This window comes from Vibrio sp. YT-16, from assembly GCF_033337405.1.
Taxonomy (GTDB): Bacteria; Pseudomonadota; Gammaproteobacteria; order Enterobacterales; family Vibrionaceae; genus Vibrio; species Vibrio alginolyticus.
The window spans coordinates 342,230-367,565 of record NZ_JAWOQQ010000005.1; the positions used below are offsets into that span (position 1 = coordinate 342,230).

Here is a 25,336-nt window from a genome sequence, read left to right on the forward strand (position 1 = left end):
AAAACAAAAAAATTTGAAAACCCAGTATAAAGATCCTTACTTGTTGTCATTAAAGCAATTAGTGCGGTGGGATAATGATAAATATGACAAATCTGTTGCGCTCAGTCGACAACAGCCATAAAGGGCTGCAATTGCTATTAGGCGATTTTTACCAAGATTTCAGTGACGCAGGGATTGATATTGAGATGCTGCATAAACAAAACCGTTTTGAAGCACTCAGATGTTATTCAAAAAGACTAAAGACCATTCTCGTCTTGTTATGTGATGACGACTTACCACCAAAATTGGCAAAGCTTGAACACTTAAACAAACACCATTTCCCTGCTCCTAATGAATTGATCGAGGATGTTAAAACCGAGCTTAACAACGTAAACAAACAAATTAGCCAGCTGTTAAAAATCGAAAATTCAATCGATAGCCGCACAGGTAGTGAATCGTAGGGGTGGCTCATGAGCAATAAGCAAATAGAACATCACCTCAAAAAGGCGCTCGTTTCGAACAACGAAGCTTCGAAGGTAACAGCAGACGATACAATCGTGCTAGCCAGTGCAATGACCAGCGTACACAAAACCTTGCTGGTTATCTTTTTGCTTTCCATGGTGGCTATCGCCGTGGCATCTCAGGCTCGTATCGACATTGTGGTGTCGGTGCGCGGTGAGCTATTGCTCGAATCTGACATCGAAAAAGTGCAACACCTTGAAGGCGGTATTCTAGAAGAAATGCTAGTGCGCAAAGGCGAAGTGGTTTATGAAGGTCAGCCTATTGCACGCCTTCGCTCTCTGGATAGAAACACTCAACTTGATACGGTAAACACAGAGATCATTCAGCTTGAGCTAGACAAGATTCGTTACGAAAGCCTGCGCGATATGGTGGAACCCGATTTTTCTGCCTACATCGAAAAGTACCCAGAATTAGTGCAAGTCAACATGAATACCTGGCAGCAAGAATTTTCTAAAAACCGTTCCAATGAAGAGTTGATCACTCACGATATCCAACATAAGAATTCGCTTATTGATTCAATGCTCAAGCGCCGTAAAAGCTCCGAGAATCAACTTTCTTTGATTCGCAAGCAGCTCAATATCAAGAACACCTTGTACAAAGAAGAAATGGCATCTTATGTCGATGTTCTGAATATGCAGGTTCAAGAGTCAAACATGGTGCGTGAGATTGAAAATCTCGATGAGTCGGTCATGAATGAGCGCTTCCAACTCGACAAACTAGAGAAGCAGTACCGAGACTTGGTGGAGAATCGTAATGCCGAGTATCAAGCACAAATCATTCAAGCAAACAAGGACTTAAAGTTGAAACGTATATTACGTCCTCAACACTCAGATAAAGTGGATCGCCTCGTGGTTTACGCCCCTATTGACGGTGTAGTAGATAAAGTGCACTTCAACTTCCGCTCCGCTGTGATACCGCCAGGTGAAAGCATCGCGGACATTGCACCGATCAATAACGCCCTTCATGGAGAGGCGAAGATCCCGCGTAAAGACATGGGTTTTGTAGAAATCGGACAAGCGGTCAAAGTGAAGATGGATACCTACAACTTTGCCAAATACGGATTTTTGGAAGGTCGAATTGCATCGATCAGCCGTTCTTCTTATGAAGAAGAAGACGCTGAATTCTACCTCGCGGAAATCCAAATCAGTCAAAACTATCTAGAGCGCGGAGGCACACAATACAAGCTGTCCCCTTATATGGAGTTTACCGCAGACGTGAAAACAGGTTCACGCCGGGTTATCGAATACGCAGCGAAGCCGGTTATGTCGGCTATCGAAGACGCATTCGATGAGAGGTGATGGATGAGTAGCAAGCCTTCTTACAATATTTCCGTTCCTGTTATGCGCCTAAGCATTGCTTTCAGCTTGATGCTGGCTGCCCTCGCCTTTTATTTGTATATCTCTTGGGAAAAAGTGGATTCAGTCGAGAAAGTGCAAAACGCGCCTCTTTTGGTTCAAGCTCAACAGCTCAACCAAACTATCGAGTTTGATATTCAAACGCTTCAACGCTGTTTAAGCGCACGTTATTGCAGTACAACAGAGCTTGATTTTGAGGTTCTGAAAGACGAAATTGACCAATTTAAGTCGCTCGCGTCACTCAACAAAACCGAGTTTAGCTTGGTGGGCGCGACCGAATACACGCAGCTTGAACTGGCAATCAATCGCTTCTCAGACAGCCAAAAAACACGCGACGATGTGTTGGCACTGTACCTCTCGCTCACCAATAACTACCTACAAATGGACGACAACTACCGGACCATATTTAACAACCATGCGAGCGACCTAATGATGGAGAAAAACGAGTTCTTCATTTGGTTGTTTGTGGTCGTTGTCGTACTGGTTGGTATCGCAGTGCTATCGAACTTGGTGGCAATCCTTAAGCTGAAAAAATCCAGCTCGAATGAGCGTGACATTGACCAAGAATTCGATGAGCTTTATCAAGAGCTCAAACAACTGGATTTACAAAGGTTGGAAGAGTTGCTGAATGAAGTGAGCATCAATCCGAAGCAGCGTCAGATCTACTCTCACCTAAAACTGATTTTCAGCAAACTCGAAGAACAAAAACGCAATAACGATCTCTACAAGCAGCTCTATGCTCTGATTGGTTACGAGATTCGTGGCATCACCAACACCATTAACGGCGGCGTGCAATATCTCGTTCAAGAGACCGATGAGAGCGGCGTGTTGATGGCGCAAGATATAACCTCGGCTGCCAATACCCTGTCTGAATTGGCAGAGAACTACAACCGACTCATTTCACAAGGGACCGAGAGCAAATCGAAAGAGTTTTCACTGCTGAATGTACTGTCTGAATTGATGATTCACATCAGTTCAAAAGTGCAGCGAAATGAAGGTGAGCTAGACTGCTTTATCTCAGATAACTTACCAAACCGTGTTGAAGGACAATCCACCAGCTTATTCTGGGTGTTGTTCCTACAGCTATCAAATGCCATCCAACTCAAAGCCGACAAGAAACTGTTTGTCACCATTGAATCAGGTGCGGCGTCAGACATTGAAAATACCCGCCTGACCATCAATCTAAACTTCTTAACCACGCTGGATGTGCCGCTTGCCAAGCTCAATACCCTACACTGGAGCGACCATAAACAGCACACTGCAACCAAAGACGATTTGGCGAAAAGCGTGTTGAAAGATTATGGCTATTACGAGAGCCATTGGTATCAATCGGGCAATCAGGAACGTTTTCAAATTCAGCTCGATTTGAAAGCCAAAAGCTTCCACACCGAGAAAACTCGCTTCGACAATAAGCGCCTATTACTGTGTGCCAACTCTCAGCTGCGCATTGATGTGATGAGCAAAATGTTAGTCAACTTGGGCTTAGAGATTACGCCAATTCGAACGCCGAACGAACTCTTCTCTGCGGCAAAAACCTTTGGCGAATACGATGCCATCATGCTGACCGACACGTTCGAGCCAAACAAGCTGCCCTCACTGAGCAAAACGGTGAAATCGCAACTGCGCAATCACCCGAACACGAAGTTGTTGCTTTCAGTCACTAGCACTCAGCAAGCACAAGAGAGTCATACCTTTGTCGACAAGATTCTGAACTCCCCCGCGATTCCGTATGAGTTCATCCCTAACCTATTAGCAATCATGGAAGCGGAAGCCTCTGAAGAACAGATGGAGAACAGCTCATTCCTGATTGTGGAGGATGACCGTGTTCAACAGATTCTACTCAAACGTATTTTGAGCAAGCAAGAATACGAAGCCGACACCGTTGGCGATGGCGCAGACGCCGTTCAGCATTTCATGAATCAGCGCTCAGACATCATTTTTATGGACTGCATCATGCCGGGCATGGGCGGCATTGAAGCGACCAAACGCATTCGACAATACGAACAAGAGAGCGGACAGAACCCTTGCACCATTATAGGTGCGACAGCATTGACCAGCAGTAATGAACACCAAGCTTGTATCGAAGCTGGAATGGATTACGTGATCAGCAAACCTTATAAAAACGACGAAATCATCAAGGTGATCAACAAGTATGTGGCGGTACAGAAACTTAACTAGCTGTGTATTGGCAGCGCTTACATTGAGCAACGCTCCTTCGGCAATGGCGACCACCTTGCTTGAGGCGGTCAAACTCGGCTTGGAAAACAATTTATCTCTGCGCGCTAGTGACAAAGGCGTGGAAGAAAACGAATACAACATCGACATTAGCCGTTCTAAGTTTCTACCCTCTTTAAACGGTGCTGCTGATACCACATGGAATGAAAACGAAACCATATTAACGGGAACACCGGATACACGTTCTAGCTACAACTCGAACAGCTACAGTGTGTCTTTATCCCAATCGGTGTTTAACCTTGGTGACATCTTTAAATACGGCACCGCGAAGCTTGATTTCAACATTGAAGAAATCAAACACGAGAACAAAATCCAGAGCACCATTTCTGAAATCGCGACGCAATATTTCGAATACCTCAAAAACAACGCGCAAATCAAAGCCACCCAAGTAGAACTTAAATCGTCTGAAACACGTGAGCGCCAAATGCGTCGCAACGTGGAACTTGGCAACACTGCGGCGAGCGAGTTGTATGAGGTAATTGCCCAGAAAGAAGGCATTGCCAATCGCTTAAGAACCTTAGAGAAAGACCGGCGCGTAATTTTGAACGGTTTAGAGATTCAAGTTCAATACCCAGTCACCCCATCACAGGACATCTACGAAAGCGTGCCCTTGGCGGAAATCAGCGAATCCGAACAACGTGAGATTCTTGAACAAGCTTTGAAGCTCAATAACGACTTATTGGTTGCGAAGAAAACCGTCGAGCGCAGCCGAAGAGGCTTGAAAGAAAGCGGTTCAAACTTTGTGCCGACCGTATCGCTCTCTGCCAGTTACCGTTACGACGATGCGAACAACTATGACCGAACCGACCCAACCGCAACAGGGGACAGTAACTCGACCAGCGTCGGGTTGAACTTGAATGTGCCAATTTTCTCCGGCGGTTCGGATTACTACGGTTATCAAAAATCGTCGACTGCCATCGAGCGAACCGAGCTGCTGTACCAAGATTCATTGTTCGCGACACGCAATAGCGTTAACACCTCGGTACTCAACATTAATGACTTCTCCCGCGCTATTAGCAGTTACGAGAACATCATCCGTGCCAACTACGCTTCCTACAAAGGCATTCAACGCGCCTACCAACTTGGCACGCGAACCATTACCGACTTACTGGCCGCGGAAAGTAAACTGTTTAGCGCGCTACGTGATTACGAGAGCGCGCGTTATGACTACATCATTGAATCGATCAATCTTGAGCAAATCAAAGGCATGCTGTCGGTGCAATCCATCGAAAGCATCATGCAATTAATGAGCGATATCGAAGGCAGAAGCAATCAAGACTTAGTTCCAAAACACCTTCTCTCCAAACCATCGATTAAGAAAGGAGGTCGCAATGCAAACTGAGTATTTTTCCCAAAAGATTAACTTTGCTGACAAATGTTACCTGACTTTCTCAACGGTCATCTCGACGCTGTTTGGTTTAGTACTGCCCTTTTCGATTCTGATTATCTTTGACCGTGTTTTACCTAACCAAGCCAAAGACACGCTGTTTCTTCTGTTTGCCATTATCTTGATCACCATCTTCCTCGACTATCACTTAAAGAATCAGGAAGAGAAGATTTCGTCGGTGATCATGAAGCAATTCGAAACCAACTTAACCAACAAGGTGTTTCAATCAATCTGTTTGGCTGAGATATCGAAGTTTCGTCGTCTAGAACCCGGTGAATACCTAGAGCGTATTGCGACCATTCCAGAGATTAAATCCTTCTTTGGCGGAGAATCTGTACGGGCATTGATCAACCTTGCCGTCAGCATACTGACCATTCTGATTATCGGTGTGATCAACATTTGGGCGGGAGTGACCATCTTGCTCGCCTCCATCATTTTGGCGGTGTTCGCACTCAGTCTTTCCAAGCAGAAAATCAACAGCTTAGAAAACAAATCCGACATCGAAGGCTTAACTACTTCTAAAATCATCGAGATCATCTCTAGCCCACTCGATATCAAAGCGCGCAATATGGAATATCGCGTTGAGAGCTTGATGACACAAATGGTGGAAGAACGTGAAGTCGAGAACATCAAATACGAGCAAATTGAATCAAACTTCAACCTTATCTTGTCGCTCATACAACAGCTCTCCATCGCTTGTGTGGTGGTGGTTTTGGCAACGGCAGTTATCAACATGCAATCGAGCCAAGGCATCATGGCTGCCATCATCATGCTTACCAACCGCTACTTCGCGCCATACCAGCAAGTAATGCGCACGGTGAGTCGATGGGAGTTGAACAAGCTTCATATTCAACGTATCGCCGAGCTGCTTGAGCTTGCTGCATCTATAGAACAACAAAACGACACGACGGAAGTCGAGCGCATCTCGGTGAAGTATTCGGAAAAGCAACGCATCGAGTTTGAACGTGGCCAGGCTTACTTGCTGACGGGGAAAAGCGGCGCAGGCAAAACCCATCTTGCCAATTGCGTTACGCGGCAAAACACCGACAACAAACTGGACATTAAGATCAACGAGACACCACTTGATGACGTCAATTACAACGTCTGGCGTAATAGCGTGCTCATGGTCGACAAAACCAGTTCGTTCGTCGAAGGCACCATCATCGACAACTTGACTTGCTTCCGCCCGAGCTTAAACAACACCGCATTTGCGCTTTGCGAAACCATGAACATCAAAGCACAAATCGATGCCCTTCCCGCTGGTTTTTACACCGAGCTTAAAGGACATTTACGCAACCCATTCTCGCGCCAAGTCGCTTATGCCCTGTTGTTGGTGCGTGCCTTGCTTGCAAACAAACGAGTGTTGATCTTCGACGACATCGACTGTGTTTATGATGACGACTTTGCTCGATTGGTTTTGACCAGCACCGCCTATCGCGCCAACGACAAAGTCCTCATCATCGTCAGCAATAAGATGGACAAACTCAATCATCGCCTCAAACGTGTCAAACTTACCGGAGGTGACCAATGAGTATTTTGGTTGATTTTAATAATGTCCCTCAACGCTTGTTGGACTTTGAGGCTCGCAGTTATGATGAGCGATACAATCAGTCACCTTTGATTCGTGGTTTAGCTTACACCCTCATTGCGCTTGAATGGGAAGGCACGCCTTCTATCCTCAGTGACGCTTTTATCCCTAAACCAAAAGACAGCGACAGTTTTATAGCCACCATTGAACGCCTTGGTTACCGTTGTGACGTCACCAAATTAAAAACGTTGGAGCACATCGAGGGGCACCCTCATCCTTGTTTTATCGAGATAGAAAACCTCACTGCGATTTTCTTGGGCACCAAAGACGGCAAACTGATCCTGTTTGATTACACCAATAACAACACCATTGAATACCCGCTCTGCAAAAAGCCATGTTTGTTGGTCTCGGTCAGCGAATACTCGCGCTTGTTTCGAGAGCCGCCACCTGAATCTCAAGACCGCAGTAACTGGATTAAATACGCGTTTTATCGCTACAACAATGAACTCAAGAGCCTAATTATCCTCAGCTTCGTGGTCAGTATTCTCGGCGCACTCCAGCCCTTTTTTATTATGAGTGTGTACAACTTCGCCTTAACCTCTAGCTCGCAAGCCACGCTTTATTGGCTCACGTTATTTGCTGTGATTGTTGGGTTCTCGGAATACTTTTTCAAGAAAATGCGGGTCAACATCATCGCCACATCAGGGAAGGATTTGGCGGTGCATATTTCTCAAAACGTAATATCCAAACTGTTGTGGCTTCCTTATTCGATGACATCTACCGCTGGTGTCTCTTCTCAGTTAGCACGTTTGAAAGACATCGACACTTTCCGCCGTTTGGTAACCGCAGAGTCAACCTTGAGCTACTTCGACATGCCGTTTGTTATCGTGTTCATTGTCGCGATTGCCATCATGTCAGGAACCGCAGCATTGGTCGTCATGGCGGGTTTGATTCTGATGTTGGTGTTCTGTGTTTATTCTCGTTACATCTACTCGCAAGCCACGTCCAAGAGCTCTCGCGCCAACGCCATGGTTTCTTACCAATGGAATGAGATTCTTCGTGGTATAAAAACCATCCAAGGCTTGCCATTATTGCGTGTTATCCAGTCCCGCTTTAGCGCATCGCATTTACAAAGCACCAACGATGCAGAACATGTTTCAGTGACTAATAGCAGGGTTCAGGCAGCAGGCGGGAGTTTGATTCAGGTTATTGGTACCGCAAGTATCGTCGCGGCCGTTATCGGCGTGATGGACGGCACCTCCGATGCAGGTGCAATGCTTGCTACCGTAATTTTAGTCTGGAAGGCGTTGGGGCCTATTATGGGCATCTACAACTCTATTTCTAAGTTCCAATCCATTAAGGCGTCTTCTGCGCAAATCAACAACCTTATGGCGATGAATGACGATAAGCTAACGTTAGAGAAAAGCCCCCCTATTCGCCTCTTTCAAGGTAGTATCGTCGGCTCTGGTGTGAGCCATCGTTATAGTGGTGCGGCAACAGGCTTAACTAATCTTGGTTTTAAAATTCCACCGGGCGCAAAAGTTGTGATTTGTGGACCAACAGGTTGCGGTAAAACGACGCTCATTTCTATTATCGCTGGGCTAGAGGAACGCTATCAAGGCTCAGTTTCGGTGGACGGTTATAACATCAAACAATTCAACAGTTACCGCTATCGAACCTCGATTAACTACATCCCGTTTAACCTGCATATTTTTGAAGGCTCCTTGGAGACTAACTTCATCTTGCATAATGGGTTAATCCCAACAGAAAAAATGCGTGAAATGGTGAGTTTCTTTGAGCTCGATACATGGTTGCCACAAGGCCTAGACACTCAATTGAGCGTTGATATCTGTAAAAGTTTACCAAATGGTATTCAACAAAGACTGCGGCTCGCATTAGGGCTAGGCAACTGCGAACAATCTTTGATTATCATTGACGAGCCATTTAATGGTGCAGAGCAAGAAAATTCCCACTACTTCAAGCGGTTATTTAGCGACAAACTACTCAATAAGACCGTTATTTTCTCAACGAATGATCCGGGCATGATCTCTACATCCAATATGAGCTTAGTCTTGGAGCCAGATGGCAACCTGAAGTATTTCGGGTTAACCGATAAGTACTTAAAAAGTCTAAGTTAAGTTCGGAATGTGGTGTGGTTCATCATTCATACTTGAGCACGGTCATAGACAAAAATGTAAACGATGAGACTATTTACTCTGTAAGCGCGTACACTAAGGAATCCGATGTATACATTTGTTGCAGACAAATTGGATGTGGTTTATTTATCAACGATACCAGAAAACTACCAGTTACAAGACTTCGACGTGCCTGAAGAAGAACTCGAAATTCGTGAAATTGTAGAGGTATGGTATGAGTGTGCGTTTCTTCCTGACTTTAACCTTCAACACATCGACATCGAAAACAAAACTGCTTTGGTCGAGACACAAGCGCAAGTCGTAAACAACTACACAAGTACGCTCGCTTTTTTACTCAAAAGTCGTACTTATCGCGCAGCACTTAACCGATTATTGAGTGTATGGAGATTGGAGGCAGCAGCTAAAGCACAGCTTGAGCTGCTGTTACTTACGGAAGAACAGAGTAGCAAGCCAGTAAATTAATCGGCTAGGATAAGGGGCTAAAAATCTTAAACCCAACCATCGAATCGGAGACGTTTCTGCACGCGTTCAACCGCCTCTATCTGCATCTGACGAACACGCTCGTTAGACACGTTTAATAACAGGCCTATTTCCGACAAGGTTTTCACTCTCTGGTCAAATAATCCGAATCGATGGATCAAGACTTTCTGCAACTTAATTGGCAAAGTTTTAATAATATTTTCAATAGCTTGAGTAAAGCACTGGTTTTCACAGTCTTGTTGTGGATCTGGCGTATACTCACTTTCACACAGTTCAAGAACAAATGGAACACGATGTAGGTCCGCAGTGGTCGATACATCAATAAAACCACTTAGAGCAACAAGTTCATCTATACGTTCTGCTTTCACCCCTGAGCAGCGTGAGAGTTCAGAAATAGACAACTCCTTGCTCTCACTTTTTGACGCATCGAGCTTTTTTAAAGCCAGGCTATTTATCTCTTTGCACACATGAGCAGGTAAACGTACCGTGCGGCCATTGTTCATTAATGCCGCTTCTATATTCTCGCGAATCCACCATACCGCATAAGTAGAAAAACGGTAGCCTGGCTCAGGATCGAACTTATCGACCGCTTTTATCAAACCAATGTTACCTTCTTCTATTAAATCGAGCAGAGTAAAGTTATTACCTGGCCGTTTGAGGTAACCTTTTGCGATTTTCACAACAAGTCGAAGATTAGACTCAATCAACATTTCGCGCGCTTCTTCATCACCAGCTCGATTAAGTTTGGCGTAATGCAACTCCTCTTCACGAGACAACAAATCAATCCCCACAATATCTTTGAGATAGTGAGCATAAGGGTCTTTCCCAACTGACAACGATTCTTTCATTGACAGTTCATCCGTGACAGCTCGGAACCTAGCAAAGCATTCGTTGTTCATTCCCCGTCCTTCTCAAGCCAACTTATTTCTTATCTTCTTTAATTGTTTTTGTACAACACCGTATGCATCATGCTTTATATGCATTACTTTACACTGAGTGTAGACAGGGGTTCTGATCTTTACCAAGAAATCGCTTATCACTTTAAAACAATTACTGCTTCTATGATAAAAACGTGAGCAGGTGGGGGTTATATATATGAAAGTGCGAATATTTGTACGCAAATTGGCCTCAAAGAAAACAACGCAACGTAATCGTCAACGCTTACCACGTTACTCTGACTAAACCTTTGAGGCTTGAGGATGGTTTGAAGTATCAGTTGAATTAGCGAGACCTAATTCACTTGACGAAGCGCAGGTTGAAGCTGACAGTCTGTTATAACTTGGAAAACTGCACGATTCTTTCCTTCAGACTTACCTTGATACATCAACTCGTCAGCATCTTGCAAGCTCACGATGTGGGTAAACTCAGGATAGTAAGCACAGCCCAAACTGATACTCAAATGAATTGCTTGTCCACCCAGTATAACAGGCTGATCGTAAACGGCTTTACAGAGCATATTGGCAAAATTGAGTGCTTCTCGCTCTGACAGAGACGACGTAACGAGTGCGAACTCTTCTCCTCCAATTCTCGCCAATGTCATTCGGTCATCAGTCATCGACTTAGCGGCTTCTGCGATGGCAACTATTGCTCGGTCTCCAGCAAGGTGGCCATATCGATCATTGATTGATTTAAAATCATCAATATCAAACACCATCACCGTTAAGTTTCGCTTCAAATGATTCAGTAGCGCCAATTGCTCAATAAGGTGTCTACGGTTGTATAGCTTTGTGAGAGAATCCGTCAACGTCATCTCCAGCAATTGCTGATTGGCAATCGTTAATTGCCTTGTCCGAAGAGCAACCATACGTTTGAGGGCAAAAATATGATAAAGCGTTGCAACCGCCATGATGAAAATGGCAATAGGGAAAAGATAAAGTGGATAAACCGTTTTCACCACACTCCAACGGGTGAGGATCCGCTCACGATCCGTATCGATGACTTTTTCAAACGCTCTTGATACCTCTAAAATGGAAGTTGCACTGTGCATTCCTGCTGCAATCCGAAGATCTTTACTATATAAGCTAATTGTCGGGACAAACATACCCGCTCCCGGCGTGGTTGCCATATAAAAGTTAGCAACTTGCAGGTCTGCAACGAAGTACAGCACCTTTTTATCGACGGCGGCTTGTATCATCGAATCATTGTTAATGTATTCTGCGATAGGTGCATTCGGGTAATTCGTCTGAACAAACTCAGACTCGTAACTTCCTTTAACAACGCCAATTGGCAGCGTCATTTCGCCAGTTAAAACACTCCTGATATCAACCGAAAGTACATCTTTATTTACGTACAATTTGGTTTGGATAGGCATTATGACTGCGCCAAAGTCCATATACTTCGCTCTTTCGGGCGAGTAGACAAGTCCTCCGTGAAAGTCAGCCTTACCCTCTTTTACGGCTTGTAAAGAAGCATCCCAATCCAAAAGGAGAAACTGAACGTCGATTTGGTTGTTCGCCGCGTACTCTTTCCAAAAGTCGATTAAAATACCTTTAGGTTCACCATCTGGGCTAAGGTAAGAGAACGGCTTCCACGCTTTGGAGTTAGCAACAATTAAAGAATGAGACTCTGACTTGTGTGCATGCGCCATCGGACAAATGGACAGCCACAGTAGTAATAAAGAAGCACACGCTTTTTTACATTTGCAACCATAAGTACCATAACTCGTCGATGACATACCTACTTCTCACCAGTCTTTTTAAACCATAATCTCGGCTGTTTGATTAGACTAAAGATATAGTAGAGTTGCATAATACAGGAAGTGACGCTTATTGATATGAATCTAACTTAGTAAGTTTTAGTACTTAATTGGTACTTTCAACGCTTGGTTCGCTGAAGCAGTTGAAGCAGTTGAAGCAGTTGAAGCAGTTGAAGCAGTTGAAGCAGTTGAAGCAGTTGAAGCAGTACATGATAAATTAGGAAAACTTATCTGGTACTAAAAAATTGAATATCATCAGTTTTGCAAACACCTAGTACCAATAAAAAAGCCCTATTCAAAATCCACCTTGGGGAGAACTTTGAATAGGGCTCTTTGCCTCTATGCTTCATTTTACGGCTGAAGCTACCTTTACCTTTTTTCGCTTTAACGACTCGTATTTGGAACAGCTGACTGGTAACAACCGCTTTTAACGCGTTGTCTTTGATTTCACCTCTGCCGAAGTCGGTCTCATGTTGTGAGCCACTCGGTTGAGGACTGATTTTACGCTTTGCCATAAATCCTCCTTAATGGTCGAACCAGATTGGACAATAATTATATAAATAAGTCAAATTTATAGATTTAGTTGAATTTTATGCTAAAAAACTTCACATCACCGTCATTTATTTGAAATTTAATCAAAAACATGCTGGTTAAATAGTGACTAAATACAAATATTTGTCCATAAAGCACTAATATATGTTGACTCTTCGTGGAATTAACCTAGACTCAAACACGGCTAGAAAGAAAGTTCTTTGTTTTCACATTTCGTTGGATTACTTGTAACCCGTCGTCCTGTGGTACGCAATAGCAATTTATTTTTCCACGCTATAAGCGCCGTTGAGGCGAAAGATTACATTATTTAGATATTTAGGAAATAGACATGTCTAACACAGCTACTGGCACAGTTAAGTGGTTCAACGAAACTAAAGGCTTCGGTTTCATTCAACAAGAAAACGGTCCTGACGTATTTGCTCACTTCTCTGCAATCACTGGTGACGGCTTCCGTACTCTAGTTGAAGGCCAGAAAGTAGAATTTGTTATCTCTCAAGGTCAAAAAGGCCCTCAAGCAGAGCAAATCAAAGTACTTTAATTCTTAAAGAATTTGATACGATAGCCAGCTTTTAAAGCTGGCTATTTTTTTGCCTAAAACTTATTTTGCCAACAAAACGATATAAATCTATGGCTCTTAAACCAACCATTTACAAATTTCGTATCGCCATTTCCGATATGAATAATGACTATTACGATTCTAAAAATCTAACTATCGCCCTTCACCCTTCTGAAAAGCCGCAACGAATGTTGGCTCGCATTCTAGCTTACTGTTTAAATGCTCAAAGCAATCTGGAGTTTACAAAAGGACTCTCTACGATTGAAGAGCCTGATTTATGGCATGTTGGCGATGATCAAAGCATTACTCACTGGATTGAAATTGGCGAACCAGAACCAGACAGAATTAAGAAAGCTTCTCGCCTAGCAAAGCATGTAAAAGTTTACACTTATAACACCAAAGCGGCTGTCTGGTGGGACAAAATGTCAGGAAAGTTCTCAATGCTTCCCGTCAACGTAGAGAGCTTTGACTATGACGCTATCGACTTGATTTGTCAGCACCTTGACCGAGGTACTAGCCTTTCTGTTATGATTACTGGCAGCTCAATTTTTGTTGATATCAATGATCAACATATCGAAGTAACGGTGAAGGAACTAAAAAACCATGACGTCTCTTAGTGAACTGAGTCAAGAGATGGGATTTGAAGAAATCCCCTTTGTTAAAGAACATAAAGCAGCAAAGCGACGTTGGTTAAAAGAACAGTCACAACTATTTACAAAAGTTTGTGAGAACAAACCCACAACAGCACCTACTCTTCACCTGCTTGGCCTTTTGACCAAATCACATATTGAAGCAAGTGCTAACTACGAGCAAAATGCTCACTCTACCCAGCGTATGCAGCAAGTTCTGACTGACTCCTTGGGTAATGAGCACGCGGATAAGTTTACTAACCAATCTGCTGAAGACCTAATCTTAGTCACCCACCTTTGGTTATACACGCAAGGCTATTTAAATATGGATTTCAGCTTGGCGCACGATCATGCCGAGCAGACTCAAAATACATTGCAGCACGAGCTTGTCATAAAACGCATGGACGTTGATGCATTCAGAACCGAACTCATGCAAAGTTTTTATCAAGGTAAAGAAGCCCGTCCGGCTTCAGCAAGTGGCTTTTGGGGTTGGTTTACACGTCTATTTTCCGCATAAAATACATGGTTTTATCCATTTCAAACAACTGATAGACTTCACGCTCAGTGCAACAAGCATCATGATTGCATTCTTAAAGGACAATTACCCAATGAACATCAAGGGATCATTATGAAGTTTATCCGTTGGATTTTAGGCAAGGTTATCTTATTGCTGAACGCGGTGTTCTCACCTCGTGGTATTAAGCGCACCGCAGAAGAACAGCAACGTATTGATGAAAAAGCGAAACAATACGCACTTTACCAATTTGAAGCCTGCCCTTTTTGCGTAAAGGTCCGCCGTGCAATGAAGCGTCAATCGGTGAACATTGAGCTACGTGATGCAAAAAATAACCCGACTCATCGAGCTGAACTAGAGCAAGGTGGTGGGCGAGTTAAAGTCCCTTGTCTTCGTATCGAAAAAGATGGCGAGACACAGTGGTTATACGAGTCATCTGACATCGTCGCTTACGTTGAAAAAGAATTTGCCTAAGTTCCCCCTATGAACATTGGCGGATGTAAAAGAGGCACCTAACGGTGCCTCTTTTCTATTTTTTCTAGCTAAATGTTGCCGTGCGAGCTTTCCTTATTCAGTCTTCTTGCTCAACTCCGAACTTAAACTCCACTAAGCAAATAACGGGTATGCAAGAACAACACAACGAAGATTACCGCCTAACGTCTGCGTTATTCATCCACGATCAATGTTAGCTCTACGCGCCGATTGCAAGCTTTACCACTCGCTGTCGCATTGCTGCACTTCGGTACATACTCCCCGAAGCCTCTAGAAAACACTCGTTGACGTGGAATACTCGTCGCCAATAGTTGTTTTTCTACTTCACGAGCTCGCTTTTCAGATAGCGTGTCATTGAAGCTTTCAGTTCCCGTGCTATCCGCATGACCATCAATCACGACATCAACATCAGTTCTTCCAGCCAGATAGTGACCAATGTTTCGAATCCAGTCTTGAGATTGAGCAGATAACCGTGCAGAACCCGTTTGAAAATGCACTTGCTCTTTCAAACGTATCATCAGGTGACCACCACTGAGCGTCTCGTGAGGAATGTTATGCCTGCTCAGGAACATTTCCAGAGAGGTCACGTTTTGCGACTTTTTTACTGACGCCCTCGCCGTTTGATATGAACGAGGGGAAGAAGCCACATTGGATGCGCTCGGGTATCCCCACTCTGGGTGTCTCAGCTCAGTGTTTGATTTAGGAGCTGTATCTAAAATGTTCCCACCAGGGACCATATCTTGATCGAGGCTGCTGCACCCGGCCAGAATGCCACAAACAATTAAAAACCAATGCTTCATACCATTACCAACGTAGAAAAACTCTTGTTCATTGTGTCGACAAAACACGCCGAATCTTTAGCGCTTTTGTCCACCGACTGGTTTGTCTATGCAGCGTTCATGCCACTGGAGTCAATGCAAAATCATCTCTCAAATAAAACGCAACACTAAAATACCCTACCCTTACAGTCCATACGTCAGGCAAAGTCTGTTACCAATGGTCTCACTTTATTGTTATTTAATGGTTTTAGTCACTATCGTTAACCGATAAACTAACGCAAATTTCTCATTTAGAGCACTACTATGTTAAAAACCATATCGAAAGGCTTTGCTGTTGTTGTTGCCGTAATGGCTTTGTCGGCATGCGATAGCGGCAAGAGTCAGCCTCAGCAAGGCAAACAATACGAAGTTTTGCCAGTATCCCTTGAAGAATATGATTTAGCTCCCCTGACTGAAGCATTCTCTTTAACTTGTGGCCACTGCCGCTCAATGGAAGAGTTTGTCCCTCAAATTGAATCATTGACCGATCAAAGCGTTGAAAAAATGCATGTAACGTTCAATGAAAGTGCACAAGTGAGCGCCATCATCTTCTATACTGCCGTAATGCAGCTTGAATCAACACCAGATAAAGCGTTTATGGCGGATCTTTTTACTGCTGTGCAAATGGGTGCCGATGCAACGGCTGAGGAACGCCAAATCGCCGTAGAGAAAGCCTTTGAGTCTCGCAACCTTATCAGCCCTTACCATTTAGATGAAGCACAGCAAAAAACGCTGTTTGAGTACATCACTAAGGCAGAAGCGATCACGACTCGCGGCCAAATTAACTCCGTTCCAGCCTTTATCGTAAACGGAAAATATCAAGTGATTACTGGTGGTCATGACCGCGTTGAAGCCATGGCAGAAACCATCAACTTTTTGCTAAAACAACCTAAATAGACAAGGAGATCACGTGTCTAAATTTTTGTTTCCTCTTATTATTTTTATTTTGGCGGGCTTTTTCATTTACCGTACTTGGACAAACCATAAAGTAGCGGATGAAAACTTTGCCAAAGGCCAAGCATTCTTACTAGAAAATGCGAAAAAAGAAGGCGTTATCACAACAGAAAGTGGCCTTCAATACATGGTTCTTGAAAAAGGCGAAGGTGAGGTTCACCCAACTGCAACAAGTAAAGTAAAAGTACACTACCACGGCACCTTGATTGATGGAACGGTATTCGATAGCTCTGTTAATCGTGGTGAGCCGATTTCATTTGGTCTTAACCAAGTCATTAAAGGCTGGCAAGAAGGTCTACAATACATGGTAGAAGGTGAGAAAATCCGCCTTTTCGTACCAAGCACGCTTGGCTATGGTAAGAGTGGCTCTGGCCCAATTCCACCAGCAAGTGTTTTGATCTTTGATGTTGAACTGCTAGAAATTCAATAAATCTAGAAAGCTTTGTCTTAAAGCCAAAGTATCAAAACCAAAAACGCCGCGAACCACGCGGCGTTTTCTGTTTTAAGAGAGGTTAAAAACCAATATAGTGATCCGAAAGCAATGCAATGAACAACGCCAAAAGATGATAGATAGAGAATTTAAACGTCTCCATCGCGGTATTTGGCTCTGGTGCATATTTTAGCTTCCATGCATGGTACATAAAGCCAACATTGAGTAGTAGCGAGGCAAAAAGATACACCACGCCGACCATGCCAACCAAAACCGGTAGAACACAAACCAAAGTCAATAGCACCGTATACAACAGAATAGAAGTTTTGGTGTACTCAATGCCGTGTGTCACTGGCAGCATGGGAATATCTACCTTGCGGTAATCCTCGACACGATGAATAGCGAGAGCCCAAAAATGTGGTGGCGTCCAGATAAAAATGATCATCACGAGCAGCCAAGCATTCGCATGTAATTGCCCTGTTACAGCAGTCCAACCGAGAAGAGGCGGCATCGCACCGGCAATCCCTGCAATGACGATATTTTGGGGCGTAGCACGTTTGAGGTACATTGTGTATACCATCGCATAGCCGAGCAAACTCATCAAAGTCAACCATGCCGTCAGCGGGTTGACCATCGCATATAGAAGTACAAACCCTAAGACACCTAAAACTGTAGCGAAGGCTATCACCGATGATGGCTTAGTCTCACCCGATGGCAATGGTCGTTTGTGTGTGCGTGCCATTCTCGCATCAATTCGGCGGTCAATTAGATGATTAAACGCTGCCGCAGACCCGGCCATCAGACCAATCCCCGTTAGGCCAACTACCGCCTGCAACCAGGGGAAATCATCAACCGGGGCTAAGCTCATCCCTACTACTGCCGTCACCAACATTAACGCCACCACTTTAGGTTTCGTTAACTTCAAATAAACGGAACTTAGTCGCTTTCGCCCATTTAATGACAGCGCGATTTCTTTACTCATAGCGAACTCCTTTCGCGGTGTAATTCCAAGCCGTTTTACCCTGCCACAAGTAAAACTGGCTAACACAAACGAGACTCAACATAACAGCGGCACCAAGGTTGTGCGCCACCGCGACATAAATAGGAAGTTGAAATACTACGTTGCTTACACCCAGCATAATTTGGCACACCAGAGTGAACAACAACCACCCTCCGATTCTCTGTGAATGATGAGAATCTTGCCTCATAAGCCCAATACTATAAGCCAATACCACGGTGGCGGTAACAATAGCGCCTATACGATGAGTGACGTGTATAGTCATTCTTGCCGGATACTCCAAAACACCAAATTCATAATTCTCGAATCCAGTTTGCCAGAAAGAAAACGCTTCTTTCCATGAGAGATGGCTCATCCAGTCTCCCTCACAAATCGGCAGTGTGGTACACATCAGCGCAGCATAATTTGACGAAGTCCACCCTCCAAGGAGCACTTGCACCAAAACGACCAGAAAAACCAACAATGAAAAGCCTCTCAGAGAGCTAGAAGATGGAGAGAAATAGAGATTGTTTTGCGCTTTTAATTGGCAGTAAAAAATCGCCTGTAACGCCAATAAAACGAAACCACCGAGCAAGTGAAGCATCACGATGGCGGGCATTAATTTAAGAGTAACTGTCCACATTCCCAAAAGTGCCTGCCCAATCACCAATACGCTTAGCAACATCGGAATGGTTGAATTTACACGCTCAGACCTTATTGATATCGCTGCCATCGCAAAAATGACTAAACCTAACGTTCCTGCAAAATAGCGATGAATCATCTCAAGCCATGCTTTCTCATGCTCTACTGCCCGCTCGGGGAAGTTCAGGTTAGCACGTATGACGTCTTCTTCTTGATGCGGCACAGAAAAGTGCCCATAACAACCAGGCCAGTCCGGGCAACCTAACCCTGCATCTGAAAGGCGAGTATATGCCCCTAACATGATCACCACGAGAGTTAGCAGCAAACTGAATCTAACCAACTGAATTAATTTCATATGCACTTCCTCTAACCGACTCGTGACAGTTTTAAGAGCTTGCGTAAGTCCGCCAACATACCTTTATTCAATAGGACTAAGTCCTCATTTGGTTTCGGCGAGTAAGACATCACCAGTTGCCCAAGAGGATCAACGATCAACATTTGCCCAGGTTTCACTTTTGCGGTAACCAATTCATTCATTTGCATCGCTAACATCGATACTTCTATGGGATCTGAATGCTCAGTCTGCCAAACGACTGGCACTACTCGCTCTTGATACTTACCTAAAGCAACATGGCTTTGCTGAAGCAGGTAAAGCTGCTGTTTACACTCTTCAGTGCATTCGTTAGGCAATACATAAGCGAGTTGCCAACCATGGTCTTTGAGAGGTGACTCTTGACCAAGTTGCTCTAACGTCGTGTATGGTTCGACTAACTCGCCTCTATTGGTCACTCCGCTTTGATACCACCCTTGTGTGAGAATGACTTTTGCAATGACAGCGGGAAGCGCGAACGTACAAACCAGCGCAATCAACATTAGTCGTCCTTTGGTTACTTTAGATGTCATGCTTCACCTCCATATGACGCAACTTTTTTTGCCAACGAACAAAAACAATTAAAGTCAGTAACAAGAAAACACCTGCCATCGAAAACCATTGAATCGAATAGCCAAAATGTTTGGCACTATTGAGTGGCAATGGATTCCAAGGAAAGTCATAGGGCCAACGAGTTAAATTGTCTGGCTGCAAGACTGCGGGCATAAGTTCAATATTCAGTAGCTGATTCAATTGCGCGATGTTTAGGTTTTGCACGCGAATAACATCGCCAACTTCCGGCATTAACTCTGAGCTCAGTGGATTAGTAGATTTTCGGTACAGGCGTCCTGTGATGAAAGTCGAATTATCGAGTTTGGTGACCGTTGGTAACACTGAGCGTTCTGCTCTTCCCTCGACAAAACCAAGCTCCAATAACGCATAGGCACTAGGCTCATCGCTCGTCAATACAATCTGAAATGCTAAATATCCCACACTGCCTTGATGCGTTTGGTTGTCTAACAAAATTACGGGAAACGCCTGAGGAACAACATTAACTTCCACTTTTTTCCCGAGGATACTTTCCTCTCGCCAGTCGTTGTCTTCAAGAACGACGCTTAGTGCTTGGTACGCACTATCCGCACGCGCGAGAATGGCTTGTTCCAATGCTTGTTTTTCTTGCCCTCTCTCAAACTGCCAAAAACCCAGTTTGACCAAAAGAGAAAACACAACCACAGTTAAACCAACTGCAACCCAAAACCGTTTCAATAGCCATAATTGTCTTGATAACAACAATGATGAAACCGGAGGTGCCATGTCCACCGTATTTCTATTCAAACTGACGCTTGTCCTTTTGCTGCTTTTCATTATCTTCAACCTCGCAAAAGCGCTTATCGAAATGGTTCGTGAAGACCCAGATAATCCTGAAAAAAGAGACAAACCCATGAGTCATTACTTAGGCCGTCGAGTCATGTTCTCCGCTTTGGTGGTCGTCCTTTTGCTTATTGCGCTCAGCTCGGGTTGGCTAGCACCAAACCCTCGCCCTTATTAGTCGAACCAAGAGTTCACACTGAGCCTAAAGTACGTAAACAAACACAAACAGACATAACCAAACCACATCCACGAAATGCCAATACCAGCTGCCCGCTTGAAAGGCAAAATGGTTCTTTGGCGAAAAGTGATCTTTAGCGATTCTGAACAGCAGCACGATTAAGAAGATAGTCCCAAGACAAACGTGTAAACCGTGGAATCCCGTCAACATGAAGAACGTGTTACCGTAAATACCGGACTGCAACGTGAGCCCTATGTCTTGATAAGCATGAACATACTCAACCGCTTGGTAATATAGGAAAAAGCCAGCAAGTACGATGGTTATCTCTAACCAAACAATCAGTGCCGTTCTTTTGTCTTGTTCAAGGCTTATATGCGCCATATGTAGCGTAATAGACGACAATAGCAGCAAGATAGTATTGGTAAGGGGTATGCCCTGCCACGGCATAGCTTGTGTTGTTTCTCCCCCCGGTGTCAGTGTGAGTGGCCACATCGCTTCGAAGGTTGGCCACAGGACTTCGTTAGTCATGAAGTTATTATCTGCCCCACCTAACCAAGGCACAGAAATCATTCTGGCGTAGAACAAGGCACCAAAAAAGGCACCAAAAAACATCACTTCAGAAAAGATAAACCAGCTCATTCCTTGGCGAAAAGAACGAGTAATTTGCGAGCTGTATTTTCCACTCAGTGATTCAGTAATCACATTACTAAACCAACCAGCCAACATGTAAAGCAAGAACAAGAAGCCCACCGCTAGCACAATGCCACCAATGGTTCCCACTGCACCGTCACTTTGTGTCCCCTGGACGGTCATGCCTGCGCCAACAGCAACCAAAAACAGAGCAAATGCACCGATGATCGGCCAGCTACTTTGAGCGGGAACATAATATGTTCCTGGCTTGTTACTCATAATTTCTCTCCTTACTGACCAACCTTGGTCTGTATATCTCTCCCTGAGTGGCTAAGAGCCTATAGGAGGGGGAAGTTTATAGAGTGTGTAAGACAGCGTTAACGTGTGTATAGACTCCGGCAAGTCCGGTTCGATATAAAAAATCAACGGCATTTGAGCTTGCTGTTTACCATCCAGAGGCTGCTGGTTAAAACAAAAACACTCAATCTTATTGAAGTAAGCAGCTCCAGTCCCGGGAGAAACAGAAGGAACGGCTTGCCCCACCAACTTCTGCCCGCTTTCATTAAATGCAAGGTATTCGGTTTGTACGACTTCACCTGGGTGAACATCCATCGAAATCACTTTGGGTCTAAACTCCCAAGGCATATCTGGGCTGACATGCGCCATAAACTCCACGCGAATAGTTCGGCTCATGTCCGGTTGCATACCTGTCGGTTGAATGGCGGCCACTTCACTTGTCTTTCCATTGATTCCCAGTGCGTCGCACATCACGTCATAAAGTGGGACCAGTGCATAGCCGAAGCCAAACATTAACAGGGTCGCCAAAAGCAACTTCACTGTGAGCTTCTTGTTTGATGGATTCGGTTTCATGTCACTCACCCCACTCTTTGCTAGTCAATCTTAGGCGGTGTAGTAAACGTATGATGTGGCGCAGGGCTTGGCACTGTCCACTCTAAGCCCTCCGCACGTTCCCACGGTTTTGCAGAAGCCTTTTCCCCGCCACGAATACACTTGATCACCAACCATAAGAAGATCAGTTGTGACAACCCAAATGCAAACCCACCAATTGATACTATTTGATTAACATCAGCAAACTGAATGGCGTAATCCGGTATGCGTCTTGGCATGCCCGCTAAGCCTAGGAAGTGCATTGGGAAAAACAGGACATTGACGGAAATAATTGAGCACCAGAAATGCCATAAACTCAGCTTGTGGTCGTACATATTGCCCGTCCACTTAGGTAGCCAGTAGTATGCCGCTGCCATGATCGAGAATACCGCACCAGATACCAACACATAATGGAAATGGGCAACCACGAAGTAAGTGTCATGATATTGGAAGTCCGCCGGCACAATCGCCAACATCAGTCCCGAGAAGCCACCAATGGTAAACAGCACAATAAAGGCAATGGCAAACAACATTGGCGTTTCAAAGGTCAGAGCTCCACGCCACATGGTGGCAACCCAGTTAAAGACTTTAACCCCCGTTGGTACCGCAATCAGCATAGTGCAATACATGAAGAAGAGCTCAGCAAAAACTGGCATCCCCGTGGTAAACATGTGGTGCGCCCACACAAGGAAAGATAACAATGCAATGCTACACGTCGCGTAAACCATCGAATGATAACCAAACAGCTTCTTACCACTGAAAGCAGGCAGAATGGCGGAGATGATTCCAAACGACGGTAAAATCATGATGTACACTTCTGGGTGACCAAAGAACCAAAAGATGTGTTGGAACATTACCGGGTCACCACCACCAGCTGCGTCAAAGAAGCTAGTCCCGAAATATTTGTCAGTAAGAACCATGGTCACCGCACCCGCTAATACCGGCATAACCGCGATTAGCAAGAAAGCGGTAATTAACCAAGTCCAAACAAACATTGGTAACTTGAACCAAGTCATTCCCGGAGCTCGCATATTTACGATCGTCACGATAACGTTGATCGCGCCCATAATGGAGCTGATACCCATGATATGAACAGAGAATACAAACAGCGCAGTGCTATCCGGGCCATAAGTCGTGGACAGCGGAGCATAAAACGTCCAACCAAAATCAGGACCGCCGCCAGGTAAAAACAACGAGCTCAACAAAATAAGAAATGCAAAAGGTAAGATCCAAAAGCTCAAGTTGTTCATGCGCGGCAGCGCCATATCTGGAGCGCCGATCATCATCGGGATCATCCAGTTAGCAAGCCCCGTAAATGCTGGCATCACCGCACCAAATACCATCACTAAACCGTGTACCGTGGTCATTTGATTAAAAAACTGCGGATCGACTAGCTGTAGCCCTGGCTGGAACAGTTCGGCACGAATGATCATAGCCATCGCACCACCTGTTAGAAACATCGCAAAGCTAAACCAAAGGTAGAGGGTGCCTATGTCTTTATGGCTTGTAGAATACAACCAACGAGTGATGCCCTGGGGTGCATGATGCTCGTGACCATCATCAATCGCAATGGTACTGTTCGCACTGGCTTCTGCTGGCGCAGACTTCACTGCCTTATCTATTGGCTTACTCATATTTCCTCCTTAGCACTGCCTTGTGCCTTAAAGGCATTCACATCGGATGCTTGCACTGTATCGCCAGTATCGTTGCCCCATGCATTTCGTTGATATGTGATAACCGCGCCAATTTCTTTGTCACTTAACTGATTAGAAAAAGCCTGCATTGCGGTGCCCGGGCGACCGTTGACAATAATATCTATGTGCTCTGTAACATCTCCGGTTGCAATAGGACTGCCTTTAATCGCGGGAAATGCACCCGGAATCCCCTCACCATTTGCCTGATGACACACAGCGCAACGCGCCGTGTATATCGATTCGCCTTGCGACATCAATTCATCCATAGATAAGTCTTGAGAGAGCGCTTCTTGTGCCGCCGCTTTTTGAAGTGCGAGTTCTTGCTTCTTACTCGCTAGCCATTCATCGAACTTTTCTTCTTCCATCGCATGCACCACCACCGGCATAAATCCGTGTGCACGACCACATAGCTCCGCACATTGGCCGCGATATACGCCTGGCTCATCAATTCTTGTCCATGCTTCATTAATAAAACCTGGAATGGTGTCTTTCTTGACGGCAAAGTCCGGTACCCACCAAGAGTGAATGACATCATCAGAAGTCATCAAAAAACGCACTTTGCGATTCACAGGCAACACCAAAGGGTTGTCTACTTCCAGTAAGTAATGTGCGCCTTTAGCTTCGATTCCATCAATTTGTTTTTGGCTGGTGGCAAGCAAACTAAAAAACTCAACATCTTCGCCAAAATAGCTGTAATGCCATTTCCATTGCGAGCCTGTGATCTTGACCGTGATATCCGATTGGCTTGTGTCTTCCATTGCTACTAGAGTTTTTGTTGCGGGAATCGCCATAGCGACAAGAATGATGATGGGTATGACCGTCCAAATAATTTCCACTTTTGTGCTTTCATGGAAATGTGCTGCAACTGCTCCTTTTGACTTGCGATGACGGAAGATGGAATAGAACATCACACCAAAAACAATCAAAGCAATTACACAGCAGATATAGAAAATCAGCATATGTAATTCATACACTTGCCCACTTATCTCTGTGACCCCTTTTGTCATGTTGTAGTCATTTTCCTTTGACCAACCAAAAGAGGAAAATGTGATTAAAATCACATTCAGTGATAAGGCTAGAGTAGTCGTTAATCTTTTCAAAAGATCTCTCCTCTGCTCAGCCGCTACGCCTACGCGAGCTTCCTTGCGTCCCGATGCAAATATCGAACAACTTTACGAAAAGTCACAAAAACTACGATTTCGACACGGTTTGTTATATTTATGTTAAAAGGCTAGTTATAGTTCCAAGGTTCTTCAAGAAATTAAATATGATTAAATTTTGTTC

Annotated in this window: 26 protein-coding genes; 14 read left to right on the plus strand and 12 right to left on the minus strand. The window is 44.5% G+C overall.

Annotation, left to right across the window (positions count from 1 at the left end):
* The first annotated feature begins 71 nt into the window (after window positions 1-71).
* The 7 genes from R7F07_RS12070 (at window position 72) to R7F07_RS12100 (ending at window position 9,624) form a co-directional block, all read left to right on the plus strand.
* A complete protein-coding gene (locus R7F07_RS12070; RefSeq protein WP_031777210.1) occupies window positions 72-440 on the plus strand; it encodes a hypothetical protein in 369 nt (122 codons plus the stop codon).
* Window positions 441-449: 9 nt separating this feature from the next.
* Complete coding sequence (locus R7F07_RS12075; protein WP_033906830.1) at window positions 450-1,799, plus strand: HlyD family type I secretion periplasmic adaptor subunit; 1,350 nt, start codon at window positions 450-452, stop codon at window positions 1,797-1,799.
* A gap of 3 nt (window positions 1,800-1,802) precedes the next feature.
* The gene (locus R7F07_RS12080) at window positions 1,803-4,034 is read left to right on the plus strand and encodes a response regulator (RefSeq protein ID WP_042521473.1); all 2,232 of its coding nucleotides are present in this window, start codon (window positions 1,803-1,805) and stop codon (window positions 4,032-4,034) included.
* A complete protein-coding gene (locus R7F07_RS12085) occupies window positions 4,009-5,433 on the plus strand; it encodes a TolC family protein (RefSeq protein ID WP_042521475.1) in 1,425 nt (474 codons plus the stop codon). The genes R7F07_RS12080 and R7F07_RS12085 overlap by 26 nt, the downstream gene beginning before the upstream one ends.
* The gene (locus R7F07_RS12090) at window positions 5,423-7,009 is read left to right on the plus strand and encodes an ABC transporter transmembrane domain-containing protein (RefSeq protein ID WP_171342525.1); all 1,587 of its coding nucleotides are present in this window, start codon (window positions 5,423-5,425) and stop codon (window positions 7,007-7,009) included. Before R7F07_RS12085 ends, R7F07_RS12090 begins: the two co-directional genes overlap by 11 nt.
* Window positions 7,006-9,144, plus strand: coding sequence for an ATP-binding cassette domain-containing protein (locus R7F07_RS12095; protein WP_171342524.1), 2,139 nt, complete (start codon window positions 7,006-7,008; stop codon window positions 9,142-9,144). Before R7F07_RS12090 ends, R7F07_RS12095 begins: the two co-directional genes overlap by 4 nt.
* 105 nt (window positions 9,145-9,249) lie before the next feature.
* Complete coding sequence (locus R7F07_RS12100) at window positions 9,250-9,624, plus strand: hypothetical protein (RefSeq protein ID WP_005375619.1); 375 nt, start codon at window positions 9,250-9,252, stop codon at window positions 9,622-9,624.
* Window positions 9,625-9,650: 26 nt separating this feature from the next.
* On the opposite strand, the gene R7F07_RS12105 is transcribed toward R7F07_RS12100, so the two are convergent.
* The 3 genes from R7F07_RS12105 to R7F07_RS12115 all read right to left on the minus strand — a co-directional run bounded on the left by R7F07_RS12105 (window position 9,651) and on the right by R7F07_RS12115 (window position 12,852).
* Complete coding sequence (locus tag R7F07_RS12105; RefSeq protein WP_025768458.1) at window positions 9,651-10,541, minus strand: RNA polymerase sigma factor RpoD/SigA; 891 nt, start codon at window positions 10,539-10,541, stop codon at window positions 9,651-9,653.
* 332 nt (window positions 10,542-10,873) lie between these two features.
* Window positions 10,874-12,316, minus strand: a complete 1,443-nt coding sequence (locus R7F07_RS12110) for a diguanylate cyclase domain-containing protein (protein ID WP_017635871.1) — start codon at window positions 12,314-12,316, stop codon at window positions 10,874-10,876.
* Window positions 12,317-12,564: 248 nt separating this feature from the next.
* Complete coding sequence (locus R7F07_RS12115; RefSeq protein ID WP_167415931.1) at window positions 12,565-12,852, minus strand: alternative ribosome-rescue factor A; 288 nt, start codon at window positions 12,850-12,852, stop codon at window positions 12,565-12,567.
* Between the two features lie 365 nt (window positions 12,853-13,217).
* On the opposite strand from R7F07_RS12115, the gene R7F07_RS12120 reads away from it, so the two are divergent.
* The 4 genes from R7F07_RS12120 (at window position 13,218) to R7F07_RS12135 (ending at window position 15,062) form a co-directional block, all read left to right on the plus strand.
* Entirely contained in the window at window positions 13,218-13,427 is a 210-nt protein-coding gene (locus R7F07_RS12120; RefSeq protein ID WP_005375625.1) for a cold-shock protein, read from the plus strand.
* 89 nt (window positions 13,428-13,516) lie between these two features.
* Window positions 13,517-14,062, plus strand: coding sequence for a YaeQ family protein (locus R7F07_RS12125; RefSeq protein WP_005375627.1), 546 nt, complete (start codon window positions 13,517-13,519; stop codon window positions 14,060-14,062).
* Window positions 14,049-14,591 (plus strand): hypothetical protein, encoded by a 543-nt coding sequence (locus tag R7F07_RS12130; RefSeq protein WP_167415930.1) that lies wholly within the window; start codon window positions 14,049-14,051, stop codon window positions 14,589-14,591. The genes R7F07_RS12125 and R7F07_RS12130 overlap by 14 nt, the downstream gene beginning before the upstream one ends.
* Before the next feature lie 111 nt (window positions 14,592-14,702).
* Window positions 14,703-15,062 (plus strand): glutaredoxin family protein, encoded by a 360-nt coding sequence (locus R7F07_RS12135; protein ID WP_005375631.1) that lies wholly within the window; start codon window positions 14,703-14,705, stop codon window positions 15,060-15,062.
* Between the two features lie 191 nt (window positions 15,063-15,253).
* On the opposite strand, the gene R7F07_RS12140 is transcribed toward R7F07_RS12135, so the two are convergent.
* A complete protein-coding gene (locus R7F07_RS12140) occupies window positions 15,254-15,880 on the minus strand; it encodes an OmpA family protein (protein WP_171342522.1) in 627 nt (208 codons plus the stop codon).
* 282 nt (window positions 15,881-16,162) lie between these two features.
* On the opposite strand from R7F07_RS12140, the gene R7F07_RS12145 reads away from it, so the two are divergent.
* Both R7F07_RS12145 and R7F07_RS12150 read left to right on the plus strand, forming a co-directional pair.
* Complete coding sequence (locus R7F07_RS12145) at window positions 16,163-16,795, plus strand: thiol:disulfide interchange protein DsbA/DsbL (RefSeq protein ID WP_171342521.1); 633 nt, start codon at window positions 16,163-16,165, stop codon at window positions 16,793-16,795.
* A gap of 13 nt (window positions 16,796-16,808) precedes the next feature.
* A complete protein-coding gene (locus R7F07_RS12150; RefSeq protein WP_005375638.1) occupies window positions 16,809-17,282 on the plus strand; it encodes an FKBP-type peptidyl-prolyl cis-trans isomerase in 474 nt (157 codons plus the stop codon).
* A gap of 82 nt (window positions 17,283-17,364) precedes the next feature.
* Here R7F07_RS12150 and cyoE read toward each other — a convergent pair whose 3' ends face one another.
* Genes cyoE through R7F07_RS12170 form a run of 4 tightly spaced genes read right to left on the minus strand, consistent with a single transcriptional unit; the run spans window position 17,365 to window position 20,605 of the window.
* Window positions 17,365-18,264 carry a heme o synthase gene (cyoE, locus tag R7F07_RS12155; RefSeq protein ID WP_005375639.1) on the minus strand — a complete coding sequence of 300 codons (900 nt, stop codon included), beginning with the start codon at window positions 18,262-18,264 and terminating at the stop codon, window positions 17,365-17,367.
* Window positions 18,257-19,276 (minus strand): COX15/CtaA family protein, encoded by a 1,020-nt coding sequence (locus tag R7F07_RS12160; RefSeq protein ID WP_154203947.1) that lies wholly within the window; start codon window positions 19,274-19,276, stop codon window positions 18,257-18,259. Before R7F07_RS12160 ends, cyoE begins: the two co-directional genes overlap by 8 nt.
* A gap of 11 nt (window positions 19,277-19,287) precedes the next feature.
* On the minus strand, window positions 19,288-19,824 hold the full coding sequence (locus R7F07_RS12165) for a hypothetical protein (protein ID WP_025768462.1): 537 nt from the start codon (window positions 19,822-19,824) through the stop codon (window positions 19,288-19,290).
* Window positions 19,814-20,605: an SURF1 family protein gene (locus R7F07_RS12170; protein WP_171342595.1), complete on the minus strand. Its 792-nt coding sequence runs from the start codon at window positions 20,603-20,605 to the stop codon at window positions 19,814-19,816. The genes R7F07_RS12165 and R7F07_RS12170 overlap by 11 nt, the downstream gene beginning before the upstream one ends.
* Here R7F07_RS12170 and R7F07_RS12175 point away from each other — a divergent pair.
* Entirely contained in the window at window positions 20,604-20,840 is a 237-nt protein-coding gene (locus tag R7F07_RS12175; RefSeq protein ID WP_005375504.1) for a DUF2909 domain-containing protein, read from the plus strand. The two genes, R7F07_RS12170 and R7F07_RS12175, sit on opposite strands and share 2 nt — an antisense overlap.
* A 24-nt stretch (window positions 20,841-20,864) precedes the next feature.
* On the opposite strand, the gene R7F07_RS12180 is transcribed toward R7F07_RS12175, so the two are convergent.
* From R7F07_RS12180 to coxB, 4 genes are read right to left on the minus strand one after another with little or no spacing between them, the layout of a single operon-like run.
* Complete coding sequence (locus R7F07_RS12180; RefSeq protein WP_005385214.1) at window positions 20,865-21,749, minus strand: cytochrome c oxidase subunit 3; 885 nt, start codon at window positions 21,747-21,749, stop codon at window positions 20,865-20,867.
* Window positions 21,750-21,800: 51 nt separating this feature from the next.
* A complete protein-coding gene (locus R7F07_RS12185) occupies window positions 21,801-22,340 on the minus strand; it encodes a cytochrome c oxidase assembly protein (protein ID WP_171342520.1) in 540 nt (179 codons plus the stop codon).
* 20 nt (window positions 22,341-22,360) lie between these two features.
* Window positions 22,361-23,992 (minus strand): cytochrome c oxidase subunit I, encoded by a 1,632-nt coding sequence (ctaD, locus tag R7F07_RS12190; RefSeq protein ID WP_005375510.1) that lies wholly within the window; start codon window positions 23,990-23,992, stop codon window positions 22,361-22,363.
* Entirely contained in the window at window positions 23,989-25,152 is a 1,164-nt protein-coding gene (gene coxB / locus R7F07_RS12195; protein WP_017821602.1) for a cytochrome c oxidase subunit II, read from the minus strand. Before coxB ends, ctaD begins: the two co-directional genes overlap by 4 nt.
* Window positions 25,153-25,336 lie beyond the last annotated feature (184 nt).

What these genes read in the sequence shown, in the direction of transcription:
- R7F07_RS12185 (WP_171342520.1), bottom strand. Translation starts at nt 22,340, where the DNA reads ATGAAACCGAATCCATCAAACAAGAAGCTCACAGTGAAGTTGCTTTTG.
- R7F07_RS12110 (WP_017635871.1), bottom strand. Translation starts at nt 12,316, where the DNA reads ATGTCATCGACGAGTTATGGTACTTATGGTTGCAAATGTAAAAAAGCG.
- R7F07_RS12170 (WP_171342595.1), bottom strand. Translation starts at nt 20,605, where the DNA reads ATGGCACCTCCGGTTTCATCATTGTTGTTATCAAGACAATTATGGCTA.
- R7F07_RS12135 (WP_005375631.1), top strand. Translation starts at nt 14,703, where the DNA reads ATGAAGTTTATCCGTTGGATTTTAGGCAAGGTTATCTTATTGCTGAAC.
- R7F07_RS12145 (WP_171342521.1), top strand. Translation starts at nt 16,163, where the DNA reads ATGTTAAAAACCATATCGAAAGGCTTTGCTGTTGTTGTTGCCGTAATG.
- R7F07_RS12100 (WP_005375619.1), top strand. Translation starts at nt 9,250, where the DNA reads ATGTATACATTTGTTGCAGACAAATTGGATGTGGTTTATTTATCAACG.
- R7F07_RS12075 (WP_033906830.1), top strand. Translation starts at nt 450, where the DNA reads ATGAGCAATAAGCAAATAGAACATCACCTCAAAAAGGCGCTCGTTTCG.
- R7F07_RS12130 (WP_167415930.1), top strand. Translation starts at nt 14,049, where the DNA reads ATGACGTCTCTTAGTGAACTGAGTCAAGAGATGGGATTTGAAGAAATC.
- R7F07_RS12095 (WP_171342524.1), top strand. Translation starts at nt 7,006, where the DNA reads ATGAGTATTTTGGTTGATTTTAATAATGTCCCTCAACGCTTGTTGGAC.
- R7F07_RS12080 (WP_042521473.1), top strand. Translation starts at nt 1,803, where the DNA reads ATGAGTAGCAAGCCTTCTTACAATATTTCCGTTCCTGTTATGCGCCTA.
- R7F07_RS12140 (WP_171342522.1), bottom strand. Translation starts at nt 15,880, where the DNA reads ATGAAGCATTGGTTTTTAATTGTTTGTGGCATTCTGGCCGGGTGCAGC.
- R7F07_RS12125 (WP_005375627.1), top strand. Translation starts at nt 13,517, where the DNA reads ATGGCTCTTAAACCAACCATTTACAAATTTCGTATCGCCATTTCCGAT.
- ctaD (WP_005375510.1), bottom strand. Translation starts at nt 23,992, where the DNA reads ATGAGTAAGCCAATAGATAAGGCAGTGAAGTCTGCGCCAGCAGAAGCC.
- R7F07_RS12180 (WP_005385214.1), bottom strand. Translation starts at nt 21,749, where the DNA reads ATGAGTAACAAGCCAGGAACATATTATGTTCCCGCTCAAAGTAGCTGG.
- R7F07_RS12105 (WP_025768458.1), bottom strand. Translation starts at nt 10,541, where the DNA reads ATGAACAACGAATGCTTTGCTAGGTTCCGAGCTGTCACGGATGAACTG.
- cyoE (WP_005375639.1), bottom strand. Translation starts at nt 18,264, where the DNA reads ATGAGTAAAGAAATCGCGCTGTCATTAAATGGGCGAAAGCGACTAAGT.
- R7F07_RS12165 (WP_025768462.1), bottom strand. Translation starts at nt 19,824, where the DNA reads ATGACATCTAAAGTAACCAAAGGACGACTAATGTTGATTGCGCTGGTT.
- R7F07_RS12120 (WP_005375625.1), top strand. Translation starts at nt 13,218, where the DNA reads ATGTCTAACACAGCTACTGGCACAGTTAAGTGGTTCAACGAAACTAAA.
- R7F07_RS12160 (WP_154203947.1), bottom strand. Translation starts at nt 19,276, where the DNA reads ATGAAATTAATTCAGTTGGTTAGATTCAGTTTGCTGCTAACTCTCGTG.
- R7F07_RS12175 (WP_005375504.1), top strand. Translation starts at nt 20,604, where the DNA reads ATGTCCACCGTATTTCTATTCAAACTGACGCTTGTCCTTTTGCTGCTT.
- R7F07_RS12115 (WP_167415931.1), bottom strand. Translation starts at nt 12,852, where the DNA reads ATGGCAAAGCGTAAAATCAGTCCTCAACCGAGTGGCTCACAACATGAG.
- R7F07_RS12085 (WP_042521475.1), top strand. Translation starts at nt 4,009, where the DNA reads ATGTGGCGGTACAGAAACTTAACTAGCTGTGTATTGGCAGCGCTTACA.
- R7F07_RS12090 (WP_171342525.1), top strand. Translation starts at nt 5,423, where the DNA reads ATGCAAACTGAGTATTTTTCCCAAAAGATTAACTTTGCTGACAAATGT.